Here is a 15,781-nt window from a genome sequence, read left to right on the forward strand (position 1 = left end):
GTCACGCTCCCATCCGGTCGAGAGTGCGGTAGCTGCGTTCGACCGCGTCGGGGCGGCGCAAATACAGCGGGACCAGCGGTTCGGGGATCACGCCCGACCGCAGCGCGTCCGCCGCCACCTGCACGAGCGCGGCCGGCGAGGGTGTCTGCACGGCCAGCGCGGGAAGTGCGAACAGCGCGGTGTGCGCGGCCGATCCGGCGATCTTGGTCGCACCGGCCACCGGCAGTTCGCCGGGTTTGCACACCTCGGGTCCGGCAACCCGGATGCGACCGCGATCGCGATAACGCGCGGCATAGACCTCGCGCCGGCGGGCATCGGTGACCACGAGCAATTCATCGTCGGGCCCGAGTTCGGGCGCGCACTCGGCGGCGATCGCGTCCAGGCTGCACACACCGTGCACCGGGATACCCAGCGCATCACCGAACGCGGCCGCGGTGGCCATCCCGACCCGCAGCCCGGTGAACGGCCCCGGACCGATCCCGGTGACGACCGCCCCGATATCGGCGCGCGACACCCCGGCCTCGGCCAGGCATTCCAGAATCTGTGGGGTGAGCGCCTCGGCGTGCGCGCGGGCGTCGACGAGTACGCGGGCGGCAAGAGTGCGCGGTGCGGCGGCGTCCGAGGTGTTCGCACCGGCGGCCGCCTGCTCCAGTTCGACGAGACCCGCCGTGACGGCAGGCGTCGCGGTGTCGACAGCAAGTGCAAGCATGGTCTGGTCAACGATACCGGGTGACCCGCTTCACACGGCGGTGGCGCACGGCGCCCCAGCAGCGAGGTTGCCGATTTCCTGCGATCTAGTGCGCCGCCCCGGTGTGCACCCACTCCCAAGATGCCGTGCGGACTTCGGATTCCGGCTCCCGCGACATCCGCACCAGCAGATGCCGGCCGGTCAACCGCTCCGCCATCCCGCCGCCCCACTCGACCACCACGACCGCGTCGTCGAGTTCGGTGTCCAGATCGAGTGCGTCGAGTTCGTCGAGGCTGCCGCCGAGCCGATAGGCGTCGACATGGACCAGCGGCACCGGCGGGCCATCGGCACGTTCCCCTGCCGGATGCCGGCGCGCGATGACGAACGTCGGCGAACTCACCCGCCCACCGACCCCGAGCCCGGACGCGATACCGCGGGTCAGGGCCGTTTTACCGGCACCCAGCGGTCCGTCGAGCACCACCAGGTCGCCGGCCCGCAGCCCGCCGGCCAGTTCCCGCCCGAGCGCCTCGGTATCGGTGACCTCCGGCAGCAGGCGTTCGCCGCGGTCAGCCACCGGTGGCCTCCCACCGGTCGTCCTCGCCGACCACTCCGGCCCGCACCAGCAACCGGTCCAGCGCGGCGTTGGTCTCCTCCGGGTACTGCAGCTGCGGCATATGTGCCGCCTCGGGGAGCCGGACGAGTTCGCAATCGGCCAATTCGCGTGCCAGCACACGGGAATTGCGGAAGGGAATGACCAGGTCCCGGGTGCCGCCGAGGACCAGCGTCGGGGTATCCCGCAGCACCGGCAGGGCCGCCGCCTCGTCGTGCAGTTCGAGGGCCTTCAGGAACTTCACCACGGTTTTCACCGGGGTGCGGTCGATCATCATGGTGGTGAACCGCGACAGCGTCGGACTGACCGGCCCGTGGAACGAACTCACGTGCAGGATCGGCGTGATCACATGGCGAGCGGTGACCCGCCCGGCCTGTACCAGCGCCGGAGCGGTGTGCACGGCCAACCGGAATCCGTCGATCGCGGGATTGCGCAGTAACTGCCCGATACCGGAGGAGGCGACCTCGGCGGCCGCGGTGGACAGCAGCGCGACCCCGTGCACCCGCTGCGCGAAGAGACCGCCGGCATGGGCGGCCGCGGCCAGTACCGCCATCCCGCCCAGCGAATGCCCGACCAGGATCAACGGCCCGCGCGGCGCGCGCGCGTCGATCACCGTGAGTAGGTCGCGGCCGAGCTGGGACACCGTACAGCTGTCGGTTTGCGGCGTTCCCGAGCGGCCGTGGCCGCGCAGATCGAACAGCACCAGCCGTAACCGCGAACCCCAGCGCTGCGCCAGGTGGCGACGCTGGAAATGGAACGACTCCATGCTGTTGCAGAAACCGTGCACGAAAACGACTGTGGCGGCCGCGTCGCCGGAACCCCACTCCCGGGTGGCCAGGCACACACCGTCGTCGGCGAGCACTTCACCGGCCCGGTCGAGATCGATCAGGGCGAAGTTCTCGTCCCGGTACTCGTCGCGGACGGGCGGCCACAGTACTTTCGCACCGGCCCGGCGCAGCGCGTGCACGCCGGCCATGGCGCCGACCACCCCGGCGGTGGCCAGCCCACCGCGCAACAGGGTCGTTCCTCGTTTCATCGGGTACCCCCTCGATACCGCCGGTGTACCCGGCCACGGGGCGCGCACACCACTTCGTAGTGGATGGTGCCGAGCAGATCGGCCCAATCCTGGGCCCGCGGTTCACCGTGGGAACCCGGTCCGAACAAGATCGCGGTATCGCCTTCGGCCACGCCCTCGGCATTGTCGCCCAGGTCCACCACCAGCTGATCCATGCACACCCGGCCGCGGTTGGGACGGTTGCGCCCACCGACCCACACCTGCATCCGTCCACCCAGGGTACGGAATACACCGTCGGCGTATCCGGCGGGAATCAGCGCGGCGGTGGTGTCGGCCGGGGCGATCCATTCGTGTCCGTAGGACACCCCTTCGCCCTTGGGGACCTGTTTGACCAGCGCCACCTCGGCCTGGAAGGTCATCGCGGGCCGCAGCTCGAAATCGCCGATATCGGGGACCGGGGTGAGCCCGTACACGGCGATGCCGGGGCGGACCATATCGAAGGCCAGATCGGGCCGGGTCAGCGTGGCCGCGGAATTGGCCAGGTGCACGAGTTCGGGCTCCAGACCGTATTCCTTGGCCGCCGCGATGGCGTCGAGGAACCGGTCGCGTTGCAGGTCGATGGTCGGGTGATAGGGCTCGTCGGCATGCGCGAGATGGGAGAAGATCGCCCGGAAACGCACCACCCCCTCGTCGACCAGCTTCCGCAGGGCGGCGAGAACCACGGGATAGGCCCCCTGCTCGATCCCGTTGCGATTGAGTCCGGTGTCGACCTTGAGACTCACGGCAGCCTGTTCGCCCAGGCCGCGGGCGGCTGCGGCGACGGTGTCCAACTGCTCCGCCGAGGAGATACCGATTTCGATATCGGCGGCGACGGCGGCGGCGTAATCCGCGTCACAGATATTGAGCCAGCACAGGATCGGCGCCTCGATGCCGGCCTCGCGCAGCGCGACCGCCTCGGCCACCGTGGTGACCCCCAGTTCGGCCGCGCCCGCGGCCAGCGCCGTCCGGGCGACCTCGACGGCCCCGTGGTTGTAGCCGTCCGCCTTGACGACCACCATCACCGCGGCGTCGCCTGCGTGCGCACGCAGTACTCCGACGTTGTGTGCGATGGCGTCCAGGTCGACGACTGCTTCCACTTGACCGTTCACACCTGCCGATACTGCCATCCCGGCGCGCGGACGCGACGGCGGCCACCCGCGGGGCCCGGGCGGGCGTATCTCAGGCAGTCAGTGCGCGGAGCGTCGCGATGGCGGCGGGGATATGACGCAGCAGCGGAGTCGCCGAGACGGGGGCGGCGGTCCCGCCCGGGGTGTCATGGGCGGCGAGCCCCGCGGCGAGTGCGTGCACGCGGGCCGCGGCGGCCGCGGCGAAAAGCGGATCGCGGCCTGCGGCGAGCAGCGCCCCGATCACCCCGGAGAGCACGTCACCGGCGCCGGCGGTGGCGGCCCAGGAACCGCCGGCCTCATTGACCAGCACCTGCCGCCCGGGGGCGGCGACCAGGGTCGCCCGGCCTTTCAGCAGCACGGTGACCTGCCACGATTCGGCGAACTCCCGGACCGCGGCGACCCGGTCGGGTGCCGGATCCGCACCGGTGAGCCGGCGGAACTCACCGGCGTGCGGGGTGAGCACGGTGGGAGCCCGGCGACCCCGCACCAGCTCCGGTTCACTCGCCAGCAGGGTCAGACCGTCGGCATCGACGACGACCGGCAGGTCGGTGGCCAGGATCTCGGCCAGGTGATCGCGCGCGCCGGGATCGGTCCCGGAGCCCGGACCGAAGACCCAGGACTGCACCCGGCCCGCGTCCGCCGGATCGGCTACCGCGATCACCTCCGGATACCGCGCGAGCACCGCGGACGCGGCGGTACCCGCATAGCGCACCATCCCGGAGGTCGCGGCCACCGCCGCGCCCGTACAGAGCACGGCCGCGCCCGGGTAGGTCGCGCTGCCGGCCTGCACCCCGGTGACACCCTGCGTGTACTTGTCGTCCGCGGCTCCCGGCACCGGCCAGGCCGCGCCCACCGCGGCGGGATCCCACGCGGCCAGGCCGGGTTCGGGCAGCCGTAAACCGATGGGCACCAGCTCGATCCGGCCGCACCGGTCCGCGGCCAGCGCGTGCACGGGTTTACGGGCGCCGAAGGTGACGGTGACCGCCGCCCGGACCGCGGGCCCGGACACCGCACCGGTATCCGGGTCGAGCCCACTGGGCAGGTCGGCCGCGATGATCGGAACATCGACTTCCGCAACGATTCTCGCCGCATCCGGGCGCAGCGGGCCACGGCCGGAGATACCGACGATCCCGTCGATCACCAGATCGGCGTCGGCGATTTCCGTGACCGCCGTCACCGGGTCGGCGCACACCCGTCCGCCGGCGCGGCGCAGAGCGGCCAGCCCGGCCGTATGCGCCCGCGCCGGATTCAGCAGTACCGCGGTCACCGCGACACCCCGCCGGCGCAACGTCACGCCCGCCCACAGCGCGTCTCCGCCGTTGTCGCCCGAGCCCACCAGCAACGCCACCGCCCGCCCCGCGACCCCACCGCTGCGCGCCCGCAACTCGGCCGCGACCACCGTGGCCAGGCCGTACGCGGCGCGGCGCATGGGCACTCCGTCGGGAACTCTGGTGAACAGTTCGGCCTCGGCGAGGCGCACCTCGTCGGCGGTGTAATAGCCGAGCGGTTGGGTCACCGGACACACCTCCGTGGACGGACGGGCAGCGATGCCAGCAGACTACGCTTGACCTCCATGTCCAGAGTTCACCGCGCCGTACTCGTCCCGGCCGCCGGATTCGCCCTCGTCACGGCACTGCTGTCCGGCTGCGGCTCCGGTGATGCGGCAGAAGAGGTAGCGAAAACCGATACCTCCGGCGCACATTCGCAGCACGATTCGGAGGCCACCGCCACCGTCACCGTCGAGGTCGAAGACGACCACTTCTCGCCGGGCGATATCACCATCTCCGCGGGCGATACGGTGTCCTGGCATTTCGACGGCGACCTGCCACACGGTGTCCAGGGCATCGGCGACAAGGCGATGAGCATCAACAGCCCGTTGTTCGAGGTGGGCGATTGGAGCCACACCTTCACCCAGCCGGGCGAATACCGCTACCTGTGCCCGATCCACCCGGATATGCGCGGCACCATCACGGTCGAGGAGTAAACGGGGCAACCGGGGCACCGGTTACCCCGTCGGCTATTCCACGGTGACGGATTTCGCCAGGTTCCGCGGTTTGTCCACGTCGTAGCCGCGGGCCTGCGCCACCTCGGCGGCGAAGATCTGCAGCGGCACCGTCGACAGCAGCGGTTGGTAGAGGGTCGGCGCGGACGGGATCTCGATCAGATCGTCGGCGAACGGGCGTACCAGATCGTCGCCCTCCTCCGCGATCACGATCGTGCGCGCCCCGCGAGCCTGGATCTCCCGGATATTGCTCAGCAGTTTGGAGTGCAGCACCCCGCGCCCCTTGGGCGAGGGCATGACCACGATCACCGGCAGCCCGCCCTCGATCAGCGCGATCGGGCCGTGCTTGAGCTCACCCGCGGCAAAACCCTCCGCGTGCATATACGCCAGTTCCTTGAGCTTGAGTGCACCTTCGAGCGCCACCGGGTATCCGACATGGCGGCCGAGGAAAAGGATGGTGCGTTCGCGCGCCAGTTCCCGGGCGATAGCCCGCACCTGCGGCGCCGTTTCCAGCACCTGCTCCACCAGCTTCGGCATGGCCTCCAGCTCGGCGAACTCACGTGCCACCTCGTCGGGGTACTTGGTACCGCGCGCCTGGGCCAGCGCCAGCCCGACCAGCAGGTTCGCCGTCACCTGCGCGAGGAACGCCTTGGTGGAGGCGACCCCGATCTCCGGCCCGGCCCGGGTGTAGAGCACCGCGTCGGATTCACGCGGGATCTGCGCGCCGTTGGTATTGCAGACCGCCAGCACCCGGGCCTTCTGGCTCTTGGCGTGCCGGACGGCTTCCAGTGTGTCGGCCGTCTCACCGGACTGGGAGACCGCCACCACCAGGGTCGATCGGTCCAGTACCGGGTCCCGGTAGCGGAACTCGCTGGCCAGCTCCACTTCCACCGGCAGCCGCGTCCAGTGCTCGATGGCGTACTTGGCGACCAGGCCGGAGTGGTAGGCGCTACCGCAGGCCACCACGAAAACCTTCTCCACATCACGCAACTCCTGATCGGAGAGGCGCTGCTCGTCCAGCACGATCCGACCGGCCCGGCCGGGGGTCTGATCGAAGTGACCGATGAGCGTATCGGCGACCGCGCCGGGCTGCTCGTCGATCTCCTTGAGCATGAAGTAGTCGTGACCGCCCTTCTCGGCGGCGGCCAGATCCCAGTCGATGGTGAACGGCCGGGTGCTCACGCCTTCGGTGGAACCGTCGAAGTCGGTGACGCGGTAGCCGTCGGCGGTGATCACCACGGCCTGGCCCTCGCCGAGCTCGACCGCCTCGCGGGTGTGCTCGATGAACGCGGTCAGGTCGGAGGCGATGAACATCTCGTTCTCGCCCACACCGACGACCAGCGGAGTCGAATGACGCGCCGCGATGATCTTTCCCGGATGGTCGGCGTGCGTGAACACCAGTGTGAACGCACCCTCGAGCCGCCGGAGTACCGAAAGCGTGCTGGCCTCGAAGTCGCCCGCGGTCGGCCCCGCGGCGTAGGCCCGGGCGACCAGGTGCACGGCGACCTCGGTATCGGTCTCACTGCGCAGTTCGACACCGGCGTCCTCGAGTTCACGCCGCAGCTGGGCGAAGTTCTCGATGATGCCGTTGTGCACGACCGCGACCTTGCCGCTCACATCCTGGTGCGGATGGGCGTTGCGGTCGGTCGGCGCGCCGTGGGTGGCCCATCGCGTATGCCCCATACCGGTGGTACCGGCGAATTCGTCCGGGCCCGCGGTCTCCAATGCCGCTTCCAGATTGCTCAGTCGCCCGGCGTGCCGCTCGACCGCCACGCCACCGGCGCCGTCGAGAATCGCCACGCCCGCCGAGTCGTAACCTCGGTACTCCATGCGGCGCAAGGCAGCGACGACGACGCCCAACGCGTCCCGATACCCGACGTACCCCACGATTCCGCACATGGCTCCCCAGCCTACTTATCGGCTAACGTTCTCGTCGTGTCGGCGTCTGTGAAATCACTTCTGAGCACTCTGACCGGCCGCGGCCCGCATCGGGTGCTCCGCGGCAACCTTGCCATCGCGGGTCAGCCCGGGGTGGTGTACACGCCCGAGACCGGCCGCGATCTACCCGCGGTCGCGTTCGGGCACGGCTGGCTGAACGGCGCCGGCAACTACCGCACGCTGCTCGAACACCTCGCGTCCTGGGGCATCGTGGCGGCCGCCCCCGATACCGAGCGCGGCCCGCTGCCGTCCCATCTGAACCTCGCCACCGATCTGCTCACCACCCTCGATATCTGCACCGGGGTCCGGCTGGGCGACGGCACCCTCACCGTGCACCCCGAACGCCTGGCGCTCGCGGGCCACGGGATGGGCGCGGGCGCGGCCGTACTCGCCGCCGCCCAGCGCCCGGTGGCCGCGGTGGCCCCGCTGTTCCCGGCGCCCACCGCCCCCGCCGCCACCTCGGTGGCCGGCGACCTCACCACCCCGGCATTGATCCTGGCCGGGGTGAGCGATGCCGATTCGCCGAACTCCGACGCGGTCCCCCTCGCCGCGACCTGGGGCGGTCCGGTGATCCTGCGCACGCTCGACGGCGCGGGTCACAACGGGCTCACCGAGGGCCGCCGGCTGCCGGCCGCACTCGGCGGCGGCAAACACGAGGAAAAGACGTCCCGCGCCACCCGCGCTCTGCTCACCGGGTACCTGCTGTACACCCTGCTCGGCGACAAGACCTACAACCCGTTCGCCGACCCGGAGACCTCGATCCGCCACACCCACGTCATCGACCCGGCAACCGCCCTTCTGAACCGAGAGGAGAGCCGGAGAGCCGCCGCGACCCCCGACCCGGCGGCGGTCGGCAAACTCGTCCGGACACTCCGCAAGTAACGCCGGCACCCACCGGAGACGAACGGTCCGGTCGTCGTCCACCGGCAGAGCGTAACCAGCACCGGACAGACGCGGGACGGGTCCGCCCCGCGACGCTTCGAGGCCCCGGGTGGCTCCGACGCTGGGAAGCACCGGCGCTCTGCACCCTGGAGTAGAGAGCGGCCCCTGCGCGCACTTCACCCCGGCACAGATCGGAGATGAGCACGGTCGGCCATGAGCCACGGACTCACGGATAGTGATGCCCATCACATCCTGTCAGGTTTTCCGGAGCTGCGATGTCTTGTACTCGAACCCCTCGAAACGAAGGAGACACCGTGAACAAGAACATCGACGTGGTGGTGATCGGCGGCGGGTACGCGGGAGTGATGGCGGCCAATCGCCTGACGCAGCGCGACGACGTGACAGTGACCGTGATCAATCCGCGCGAAGCCTTCGTCCCGCGGCTGCGGCTGCACCAGTTGGTCAGCGGGACCCACGATGCGGTCGTCGACTATCGGGATGTCCTGGCCGACGGCGTCCGGCTGGTCGCCGGCAGTGTGACCCGGATCGATGCCGCCGGCCGCAATGTGACACTGACCGACGGCAGCACGATCGGCTACGACTACCTTGTATACGCCGTGGGCAGCGCCGCCGCCGGGCCGCAGGTGCCAGGCGCGGCCGAATTCGCCCACCCGGTCGCCACGTTGGAAGCGGCACAGAAACTGCGGTCGGAACTGTTCGATACCCCATCGACGGCGGCGATAACGGTCGTCGGAGGAGGCCCGACCGGTATCGAGACCGCCGCGGAGCTGGCCGGGCAGGGCCGCCCGGTCACCTTGGTCTGCGGCGGTGTTCTCGGCCCCTACCTGCACCCCAAGGCTCGGCGCACGGCCCGCAAGTACCTTGCCGGGCTGGGAGCGACCGTTATCGAAGGACCCGATGCGAAGGTCACCGCCGTCACGCGCGACGCCGTAGAACTCGGCGACGGGCGGACGTTGGCGAGTGCGGTCACGATCTGGACGGTGGGTTTCGGGGTACCCGACCTGGCCGGTCGCAGCGGGCTGAGCACCGATGCCGCCGGGCGTCTACTCACCGACGAGACACTGACCAGCGTCGACGACGAGCGCATTGTCGCGGCGGGTGACTCATCGGCTCCGTCGGATCTGCCGTTCCGGATGAGCGCGTACACCGCGTACTGCCTCGGAGCGCACGCTGCCGACACACTGCTGCACCGCATCGCGGGTGAACAGCCTTCCCCCATCGACCTGGCTTTCCCCGCCATGTGCCTCAGCTTCGGCCGGGAGGCGGGGATCTACCAGCTCGGCCACAAGGACGAGACCGCCATGCGGCTGTACTTCAGCGGTTTCGTGGGCAAGAAACTCAAGGAATTCGCCTGCGAGGCAGGCCTCGAGCATCTGGCGACCGAGGCGCGCAAGCCGGGTTCACACCACTGGTTCAAAGACGGCAAACACCGGCCGCAGCTGCTGCAGGCCCAGCGCGACAACGCGGCGGCACCGGTCGCATAGGACACCGCGCGGCGGCGCCCACCGGACGCCGCCGCACACAGATCGCCGGCGACGAGAGCCGAGCATTTCGTACGCGACGGTGAACAGCGGCAATGTGCACGACGGGCTGCCCCGCCCCACCTATCGATCCGTTCAGCGGCCGCGACCTCGGATATCGCAGCGGCGGACGGACACGATATTCGGCACGCCGTCATGACCCGGCGCACGTCCGGACAACAGCTCGCTCCAGCCGGGCCACGCCCCGTCACGACCCCGAATCGCCACCAGCCCGAAGATCAACTCCCCGGCACTCGCATGCACCCATTTCCGCAGCAGGACCCGGTTCCCGCCGATGATGGCAAGTGGTATCGGCACCAGCACATAGCTGTACGTTCTCGGCATATCCACCGTGATCACCAGCATGCCCAGTACAAAAGCCGGGCCGAACAGCAGGATCAGGTCGATCAACGCGGCACCCATCGACCGCAGCTTGCGTGGTGACGGATACCGCCTATCTCCCTCGGACCCGTGGTATCCCGGCAGAAACCGAGGCGTACTCGTCAACCCGAAGGCATCCCCCGAACTCATCGGATGATGGTGACACACTCGGCGAAGTCTCTTTCGACGGGATGACCGGTTCCACCAGAAATTGAATCGCTTCCGGCACCCGACGTAGGATGCCGGAGCGATTCGCGCCCAAGTCCTTTCGTTGGCGGATCGGGCGAGCTGAATGTTCTTGTCAGGGGAAGGTGTCGATGGCCGGCGAGATGGATCTGGACCGCGCGATAGAGGGGTTCGCGCAGCTGGCCGCCGATGGGGAGCGCAGAGCTCAGCGGTTCGCCGAGTTACAGGAGCGGATGACAGCTCTGACGGCGACCGAATCGGGCGCCGGCGGACGAGTCGGCGTCACTGTGGACAGTAGCGGCGTTCCGACCGCCATCGATCTGGCACCGGGTGTGCGGGAGATGGATTCGCGTGTGCTGTCCGCCGAGATCCTGGCGTGTATGCGGCGGGCGCAGGGAAAGCTCCGGCCGGGTATTGCCGGACTGGTGCACGATATCGTCGGCGAAGATCCGGCCGGTGCCGCACTCGTCGACGGTTTCGACCGGCGCTTCCCGGAGCCGGAGACAAGTGCGACGACGGCGCCGGATCTCGATCCGCCGCAGACCGGCCGCTCATCGCCGCCGGCCGCCGTCCCGCCGTCCCCTCGGGATGTTCCGGAGCCACCCACCTGGGGCTCCACGTTTCCCCGGCAGGCCACCGACCCGTATTCCTCCCAGCGTCGTCCGACGCCACCCGCGTGGGACTCCACACCGCCTCCGGCACCACGCACATCCGGCAAGGATCAGGTCGTCACTCCGGACGAACCCGACGAAGAGACCGAGTACTACCGCCGGAAATCGTGGTTGGAGTGATCGATGACCGACAATCCTGACAGCGTCTCGGTCGATCCCGAGGAAGTGCGAAATCACGCGGACAATGTCGAGGCGCTCATGGGCAGCCTGGGCAAATGCCTGGAAGCCGCCAACTACCTCGCATCGGCAGATGACGGGTACGGGGACTGGCTACGGTCGGCGATCAAAGGGCTGTTCGACGACAACCACCGATCGACCGTCGAAGTGATTCGCGCGGCCGGTGAGCGCACCGCCCAGGTACCGGAGAAGCTGAAGGCGACTGCCACGTCCTTCGAAGACGCGGACGGGTCGTTCGCCACGACGCTACAGGGACTGCAGGCGGCGATAGAGGAAACCGAATGAGCTTCGACGACGCCGCGCCACCCGATAACGACCTCGTCGACAAAGAGTCCCATTACAGCAATGCCTATTTCCAGGAGGACGTCTCCTGGCTCTCCAATGTCGGGCTCGAAGGCGACCAAGAGACCGGCGGCCTGGGTGTACTCAAAGGCACCGTCGCGGGTGACGCGTGGGATATCTACGGGAATCTGCGGAAAGACAACTCCGGTGAGGCAGTCTTCGGTGTAGCCGGGGTCGCCGCGACCGCAGTCGAGGCAGTCAAGGATCCGTTCGGTTCCGCGGGCACCCAGGTGGCCAAATGGATGCTGGAGCATATCGAGCCGCTCAGGCAGGCCTACGAAGAGCTCACCGGCAACCCCACGATCGTGGCGGCATATTCGAAGTCCTGGCAGGCCATTTCGACCGAACTCTCCACGACGAGGACCCAGTGGCAGCGCACCATCGAGACGGACATCAACACCTGGTCCGGCAGCGCGGGCGACGCGTACCGCAATCATGCCGAAGAGGTTCTCACCGCAATCGACACGGCCGCGGCCGCGGCGGCCGCACTCGGCGAGCTGATGGATAAAACTTCCAAAATTATTGCCATAGTGCGGGATCTGGTGCGCGATATCATTGCTGCCCTGCTCGGCGCGGCCATCGGATATACCATCGAACTCGCGGTGACCGCAGGCGCGGCAGCCGGGCACGTCATCGCCTCGTTCCTGGCGAAGCTCGCGAAGAGCAGCCTGGACACGATGACCTATCTGAAGAAGCTCAATGACGTGATCTGGTCGTTCGGAACGTACAGCGAGCCACTCGCCAAAGCCCTGCAAAATGCTTGGATCTGGCGGTATTCCGGAGACGCCCCTACCGAGCAGCCCACGGCGACAACGTAGTCGGGTGCGCCCGCATGGTGAGAAGCCAACTATTCGCTACGGAGGCCATTCAGCGCTCGGGGGGCGACGCACCATCGAGGTTGCGCGTGCCGGCCCTCGCAGTTCCCAATTGATCAGACCAACCAGCTGTTGCGCCGGTAGTACTGGGCTTCGTCATCTCCGTCGTCGTCGACGGGGGTGACGACCCGCTGGTTCCGCCGTGCTGCCGCCGACCGCGCTATCGCCTCCTGGCGAGTGCGTAGTTCCTCGTCGTCGAGCCGCGCCGTACCGGCGTCCCGCAGCCGGACGGACTCGGTCCCGGATTGCCGCACGGCACCGCGCGACGGCTCGTCCACCGGTCCCACCTGCTCGTTCGAGCCGGATTGCCCGCCCTGTTCCCGGGCTGCCGGGTCTTCCCGCACCGCTGTGTCGTCGACGCGTTCCGCCGGTTCCCGCCAGAATTGCCGCATCTCGGCGGCTGTCTGTTCGGTCAGTTCACGGCTGCGGGCCTCGGACCGCCGCTTCGTCTCCGCCATCCGCTCCACCATGCGGTCGGCGTAGCGTCGGCATTCCTCGCCGATCCGTTCGACTTCACTGGCCATACCCACCTCGCCGATCGTGCCCCAGAACCGTCCACCGTTTCCTGCCCGCGGTCACAGCGGGCCCGCCTCGGCCAGCTGCGCCCCCGTGTCCACCGCGGGCGCCGGCGGCGGCGCGGGTTCCCCGGGTTCGGCAACGTCCTCTTCGGGCTGCTGCACCGGGTAGTTCTGCGGCTGGTGCTCGCCGTCTTCCTGTTTCGTTCCGGCCGGCGTGCCGGGCACACCCGCCGGTTGACCGGCGGGCTGCTGTTCCTGGGTACCGGGTGGAGGGGTCGCACCGGGCTGGTTCTCGCCGACGATCACCGGGGTGCCGTCCGGCCCGACCTCCACCTTGTAGGTGACCGGCTCGCCCTCCGCATCGTCCACCACGAGGTTCAACCGACCGTCGGAACCGACTTCGAGCTTGTAGTTCTTACCGTTGAACTCGACACCCTTATCGGTATCCGACCTCCCGTCGCCGTCGGTATCCGCGTCCGGCTTGCCGTCACCGTCCAGATCCTTGTCGGGCTTGCCGTCACCGTCCACATCGGCGTCCGGCTTGCCGTCGCCGTCGAGATCCTTGTCGGGCTTTCCGTCACCGTCGGCATCCCGATCCGGTTCTCCGTCACCGTCGAGATCTTTCTCCGGCTCGTCCTCGCCGTCCGGATCGAGCACCTGCTCGGCCTGTTCCCGCAACTGCTCGAGCGTGCTGCCGATCTGCTCGCTCGCCGAACCCACCAGGCTGCTCAGTCCCTCGGCCAGCTGGGTCCCGATACCGGACGACGCGAGCTGGGTGCCGAGTTGCGCGATGGTGGACAACGGGTTGTCGGTAGTGGCCGGGTTCGTCGAGGGTGTACCGGTCGTGGACGGGGTGTTGGTTGTCGACGGGGTAGTGGTAGTCGACGGAGTAGTGGTGGTGGACGGGGTCCCCGTGCTGCTGGGCTGGTTGGTGCCGGCGGGGCTCGTGGGTGGCGACGGGGAGGTCGTCGAAACCTTGGGGCACGGATACTTCGTCACGTTCAGGCCGGTGAACGCCTTGACCAGTTCGTCGTAGATACCCGAGACCTGCTGGTTCGTCTGGTTGCAGGCATCCACGAATTCTTTGAGGTTCGACTCGTATTCGGGTTTGAAGGTCTCATCGAGCCATTTATGACAGAAATCGCTGATCTTCTTCTGCTTGGTGTCGCCCGAGGCGATGATCAGATTATCCCATGCGCTGATTTCGAGCTCCGGGAATATGTTTTTTATCTTCCCCACCAGGCTATCGTCGCTGGCAACGTTACTCCAGCCCCATCCCCGGGCGGCGGTGATGATGCTGTCTATATCTTCGGCGGTCTTACCCTGCACCTCGGGATCACCGTCCAGCAGAATACCCTCGGCAGCCTTGGCCTTGATAGCCACCGCCTGCCGCAGAGCCTGCGGCGTCGGGTCCATTTCCGCGTGGACTTTGCGCACGATATTGATATCGGCCTCGGACAATTGGAGTTGCGTGGCGATCATGCCCGCCGCCCGGGTCGCCGCTTCTCCCGACCACACCGTGGGGAGCGTCCGGGCGAGAACGGCCTGCTGATTGCGCTCGGTGGCGACCCGGTCGAGTACGGTCTTCAGCGTAACGGCGGCTTGCCGGAAGGCATCCTCGTTCAGGCCGTTCTGGTGATAGAAGAGTTTGTGCAGGTCCGTATAACGCTTGAAATCGGGCGGGGTCGCGTCTCCCACCCATCGGAGGTATCGGACCTCCAATATCTCGAAGTAGCGCAGCGCCTTCGATCCGATTTCGAGTAGTTGGGTGCAGCCGCGATTCTCCGCCGCGGGCGCGTTCGGGTTGTCGGCCATTGCTCAGCTCGCCGCCTGCTGGGTGTTGACGGCGTTTTCCTTGTCCACCGTGGAGAAATCGATCACGGTCTGCCCCATTGCATCACCGGTGAGCTGGGTGGCCTCGGCCCAATCGTTGAGCCATTGCTGTACCGCCTCGAGACCGGCGTGAACGGCATCCCCCTGCTTCTTGTACTCGGCGCCGGTATCGGCGGGAGCGATCATGCTGCCGGCGACGTCACCGGCCTGCCTCTTCACCACATCGGCACTGGTACGCATATTGTTCGCCAGACCCACCAGGGCGTCGCCCTGCATCCCGACCGTCTGATCACCCGTACTCATGGGTCTCCCCTCCGTATCCCCGCCCCTCCCGGGTGACCCCCGATGGGCCCTGCGGTGCTCGTCCTACCCGATTCGACGTGCCGGCACGGGCCTCGGTTCCATCCCGCTCCGCGCGTCCGGCGCACCGATCACTCCCCTACTTTCCCCTGATCGGAACTCTCCTGATGTAGGCATGGATTCTCCTGAGCTCCACTGGTCGACCGCGCGAATATTCCGGTTCATCTTTCCATCCCCGACGGTACAGCGCGGCCCCGTTCCCGGGCAGGAACGGGGCTGCTGGTGACCATGGGGCACAGAGGGGTTCACCGAGGACGGCCGGCGCACCGCCGGTATCACCGCTTCGGCATGAAGATCCACAACGCCAGATAGATCAGGAACTGCGGGCCGGGCAGCACGCAGGACACGACGAACAGCAGCCGGACGAGGCCGGAGCTCCAGCCGAAGTATTCGGCGATACCGCCGCAGACTCCGCCGATCCACTTGTCGGCGGTGGAGCGGGTGAAACGGCGTGCGGGGGCGGTCATGGCGGTCCTACCTTTCGATCGCGGTTGCTACACCGTCCACTATCCGCACCCGGCCGGCGGCCCGCATCGGCAGCGCTACCGACCCGCACCCTGATTTCCGGGGTCCGCGGCTCAGGGTGGATCCCTGAG

At 68.3% G+C, this 15,781-nt stretch carries 17 protein-coding genes; 6 read left to right on the plus strand and 11 right to left on the minus strand.

The window, feature by feature from the left end; genetic code table 11:
• Position 1 precedes the first annotated feature (1 nt).
• From tsaB to ACLML9_RS14530, 5 genes are all read right to left on the minus strand, one after another.
• Positions 2-709 (minus strand): tRNA (adenosine(37)-N6)-threonylcarbamoyltransferase complex dimerization subunit type 1 TsaB, encoded by a 708-nt coding sequence (tsaB, locus tag ACLML9_RS14510; RefSeq protein WP_411946014.1) that lies wholly within the window; start codon positions 707-709, stop codon positions 2-4.
• A gap of 85 nt (positions 710-794) precedes the next feature.
• Positions 795-1,262, minus strand: coding sequence for a tRNA (adenosine(37)-N6)-threonylcarbamoyltransferase complex ATPase subunit type 1 TsaE (tsaE, locus tag ACLML9_RS14515; protein ID WP_030522232.1), 468 nt, complete (start codon positions 1,260-1,262; stop codon positions 795-797).
• Positions 1,255-2,334 carry an alpha/beta fold hydrolase gene (locus ACLML9_RS14520; protein ID WP_411946015.1) on the minus strand — a complete coding sequence of 360 codons (1,080 nt, stop codon included), beginning with the start codon at positions 2,332-2,334 and terminating at the stop codon, positions 1,255-1,257. Before ACLML9_RS14520 ends, tsaE begins: the two co-directional genes overlap by 8 nt.
• Positions 2,331-3,479, minus strand: a complete 1,149-nt coding sequence (alr, locus tag ACLML9_RS14525; RefSeq protein WP_411946016.1) for an alanine racemase — start codon at positions 3,477-3,479, stop codon at positions 2,331-2,333. The genes ACLML9_RS14520 and alr overlap by 4 nt, the downstream gene beginning before the upstream one ends.
• 52 nt (positions 3,480-3,531) lie before the next feature.
• Positions 3,532-4,995, minus strand: a complete 1,464-nt coding sequence (locus tag ACLML9_RS14530) for an NAD(P)H-hydrate dehydratase (protein ID WP_411946017.1) — start codon at positions 4,993-4,995, stop codon at positions 3,532-3,534.
• Between the two features lie 57 nt (positions 4,996-5,052).
• Between ACLML9_RS14530 and ACLML9_RS14535 the strand changes: the two genes are divergently transcribed.
• Positions 5,053-5,463, plus strand: a complete 411-nt coding sequence (locus tag ACLML9_RS14535) for a cupredoxin domain-containing protein (protein WP_411946018.1) — start codon at positions 5,053-5,055, stop codon at positions 5,461-5,463.
• 33 nt (positions 5,464-5,496) lie between these two features.
• On the opposite strand, the gene glmS is transcribed toward ACLML9_RS14535, so the two are convergent.
• The gene (gene glmS / locus ACLML9_RS14540) at positions 5,497-7,380 is read right to left on the minus strand and encodes a glutamine--fructose-6-phosphate transaminase (isomerizing) (protein ID WP_411946019.1); all 1,884 of its coding nucleotides are present in this window, start codon (positions 7,378-7,380) and stop codon (positions 5,497-5,499) included.
• A gap of 36 nt (positions 7,381-7,416) precedes the next feature.
• Between glmS and ACLML9_RS14545 the strand changes: the two genes are divergently transcribed.
• Together ACLML9_RS14545 and ACLML9_RS14550 are read left to right on the plus strand one after the other, a co-directional pair.
• Complete coding sequence (locus tag ACLML9_RS14545) at positions 7,417-8,301, plus strand: hypothetical protein (RefSeq protein ID WP_411946020.1); 885 nt, start codon at positions 7,417-7,419, stop codon at positions 8,299-8,301.
• Positions 8,302-8,576: 275 nt separating this feature from the next.
• Positions 8,577-9,806: an NAD(P)/FAD-dependent oxidoreductase gene (locus tag ACLML9_RS14550; RefSeq protein WP_411946021.1), complete on the plus strand. Its 1,230-nt coding sequence runs from the start codon at positions 8,577-8,579 to the stop codon at positions 9,804-9,806.
• A 132-nt stretch (positions 9,807-9,938) separates the two neighbouring features.
• Here ACLML9_RS14550 and ACLML9_RS14555 read toward each other — a convergent pair whose 3' ends face one another.
• Positions 9,939-10,265: a hypothetical protein gene (locus ACLML9_RS14555; protein WP_411946022.1), complete on the minus strand. Its 327-nt coding sequence runs from the start codon at positions 10,263-10,265 to the stop codon at positions 9,939-9,941.
• A gap of 275 nt (positions 10,266-10,540) precedes the next feature.
• On the opposite strand from ACLML9_RS14555, the gene ACLML9_RS14560 reads away from it, so the two are divergent.
• The 3 genes from ACLML9_RS14560 to ACLML9_RS14570 are packed head-to-tail and all read left to right on the plus strand — an operon-like array spanning position 10,541 to position 12,417.
• Complete coding sequence (locus ACLML9_RS14560) at positions 10,541-11,200, plus strand: YbaB/EbfC family nucleoid-associated protein (RefSeq protein WP_411946023.1); 660 nt, start codon at positions 10,541-10,543, stop codon at positions 11,198-11,200.
• A gap of 3 nt (positions 11,201-11,203) precedes the next feature.
• Positions 11,204-11,542 carry a hypothetical protein gene (locus tag ACLML9_RS14565; protein ID WP_411946024.1) on the plus strand — a complete coding sequence of 113 codons (339 nt, stop codon included), beginning with the start codon at positions 11,204-11,206 and terminating at the stop codon, positions 11,540-11,542.
• Positions 11,539-12,417: a hypothetical protein gene (locus ACLML9_RS14570; protein ID WP_411946025.1), complete on the plus strand. Its 879-nt coding sequence runs from the start codon at positions 11,539-11,541 to the stop codon at positions 12,415-12,417. Before ACLML9_RS14565 ends, ACLML9_RS14570 begins: the two co-directional genes overlap by 4 nt.
• Before the next feature lie 113 nt (positions 12,418-12,530).
• Here ACLML9_RS14570 and ACLML9_RS14575 read toward each other — a convergent pair whose 3' ends face one another.
• The 4 genes from ACLML9_RS14575 to ACLML9_RS14590 form a co-directional block, all read right to left on the minus strand.
• Positions 12,531-12,998: a hypothetical protein gene (locus tag ACLML9_RS14575; protein ID WP_411946026.1), complete on the minus strand. Its 468-nt coding sequence runs from the start codon at positions 12,996-12,998 to the stop codon at positions 12,531-12,533.
• 51 nt (positions 12,999-13,049) lie between these two features.
• Positions 13,050-14,807 carry a hypothetical protein gene (locus tag ACLML9_RS14580; RefSeq protein WP_411946027.1) on the minus strand — a complete coding sequence of 586 codons (1,758 nt, stop codon included), beginning with the start codon at positions 14,805-14,807 and terminating at the stop codon, positions 13,050-13,052.
• A 3-nt stretch (positions 14,808-14,810) separates the two neighbouring features.
• Positions 14,811-15,128, minus strand: a complete 318-nt coding sequence (locus tag ACLML9_RS14585; protein ID WP_411946028.1) for a hypothetical protein — start codon at positions 15,126-15,128, stop codon at positions 14,811-14,813.
• Between the two features lie 332 nt (positions 15,129-15,460).
• Positions 15,461-15,652 (minus strand): PspC domain-containing protein, encoded by a 192-nt coding sequence (locus ACLML9_RS14590; RefSeq protein ID WP_030522246.1) that lies wholly within the window; start codon positions 15,650-15,652, stop codon positions 15,461-15,463.
• Between the last annotated feature and the right edge of the window lie 129 nt (positions 15,653-15,781).

This window comes from Nocardia sp. NPDC002869, from assembly GCF_046764065.1.
Lineage (GTDB): Bacteria > Actinomycetota > Actinomycetes > Mycobacteriales > Mycobacteriaceae > Nocardia > Nocardia rhamnosiphila.

Bases quoted from the DNA above. Each gene is read 5' to 3' on its own strand.
- tsaB (WP_411946014.1), bottom strand. From the start codon at position 709: ATGCTTGCACTTGCTGTCGACACCGCGACGCCTGCCGTCACGGCGGGT.
- ACLML9_RS14520 (WP_411946015.1), bottom strand. From the start codon at position 2,334: ATGAAACGAGGAACGACCCTGTTGCGCGGTGGGCTGGCCACCGCCGGG.
- alr (WP_411946016.1), bottom strand. From the start codon at position 3,479: ATGGCAGTATCGGCAGGTGTGAACGGTCAAGTGGAAGCAGTCGTCGAC.
- ACLML9_RS14535 (WP_411946018.1), top strand. From the start codon at position 5,053: ATGTCCAGAGTTCACCGCGCCGTACTCGTCCCGGCCGCCGGATTCGCC.
- glmS (WP_411946019.1), bottom strand. From the start codon at position 7,380: ATGTGCGGAATCGTGGGGTACGTCGGGTATCGGGACGCGTTGGGCGTC.
- ACLML9_RS14550 (WP_411946021.1), top strand. From the start codon at position 8,577: ATGTCTTGTACTCGAACCCCTCGAAACGAAGGAGACACCGTGAACAAG.
- ACLML9_RS14555 (WP_411946022.1), bottom strand. From the start codon at position 10,265: ATGGGTGCCGCGTTGATCGACCTGATCCTGCTGTTCGGCCCGGCTTTT.
- ACLML9_RS14560 (WP_411946023.1), top strand. From the start codon at position 10,541: ATGGCCGGCGAGATGGATCTGGACCGCGCGATAGAGGGGTTCGCGCAG.
- ACLML9_RS14565 (WP_411946024.1), top strand. From the start codon at position 11,204: ATGACCGACAATCCTGACAGCGTCTCGGTCGATCCCGAGGAAGTGCGA.
- ACLML9_RS14570 (WP_411946025.1), top strand. From the start codon at position 11,539: ATGAGCTTCGACGACGCCGCGCCACCCGATAACGACCTCGTCGACAAA.
- ACLML9_RS14575 (WP_411946026.1), bottom strand. From the start codon at position 12,998: ATGGCCAGTGAAGTCGAACGGATCGGCGAGGAATGCCGACGCTACGCC.
- ACLML9_RS14580 (WP_411946027.1), bottom strand. From the start codon at position 14,807: ATGGCCGACAACCCGAACGCGCCCGCGGCGGAGAATCGCGGCTGCACC.
- ACLML9_RS14585 (WP_411946028.1), bottom strand. From the start codon at position 15,128: ATGAGTACGGGTGATCAGACGGTCGGGATGCAGGGCGACGCCCTGGTG.
- ACLML9_RS14590 (WP_030522246.1), bottom strand. From the start codon at position 15,652: ATGACCGCCCCCGCACGCCGTTTCACCCGCTCCACCGCCGACAAGTGG.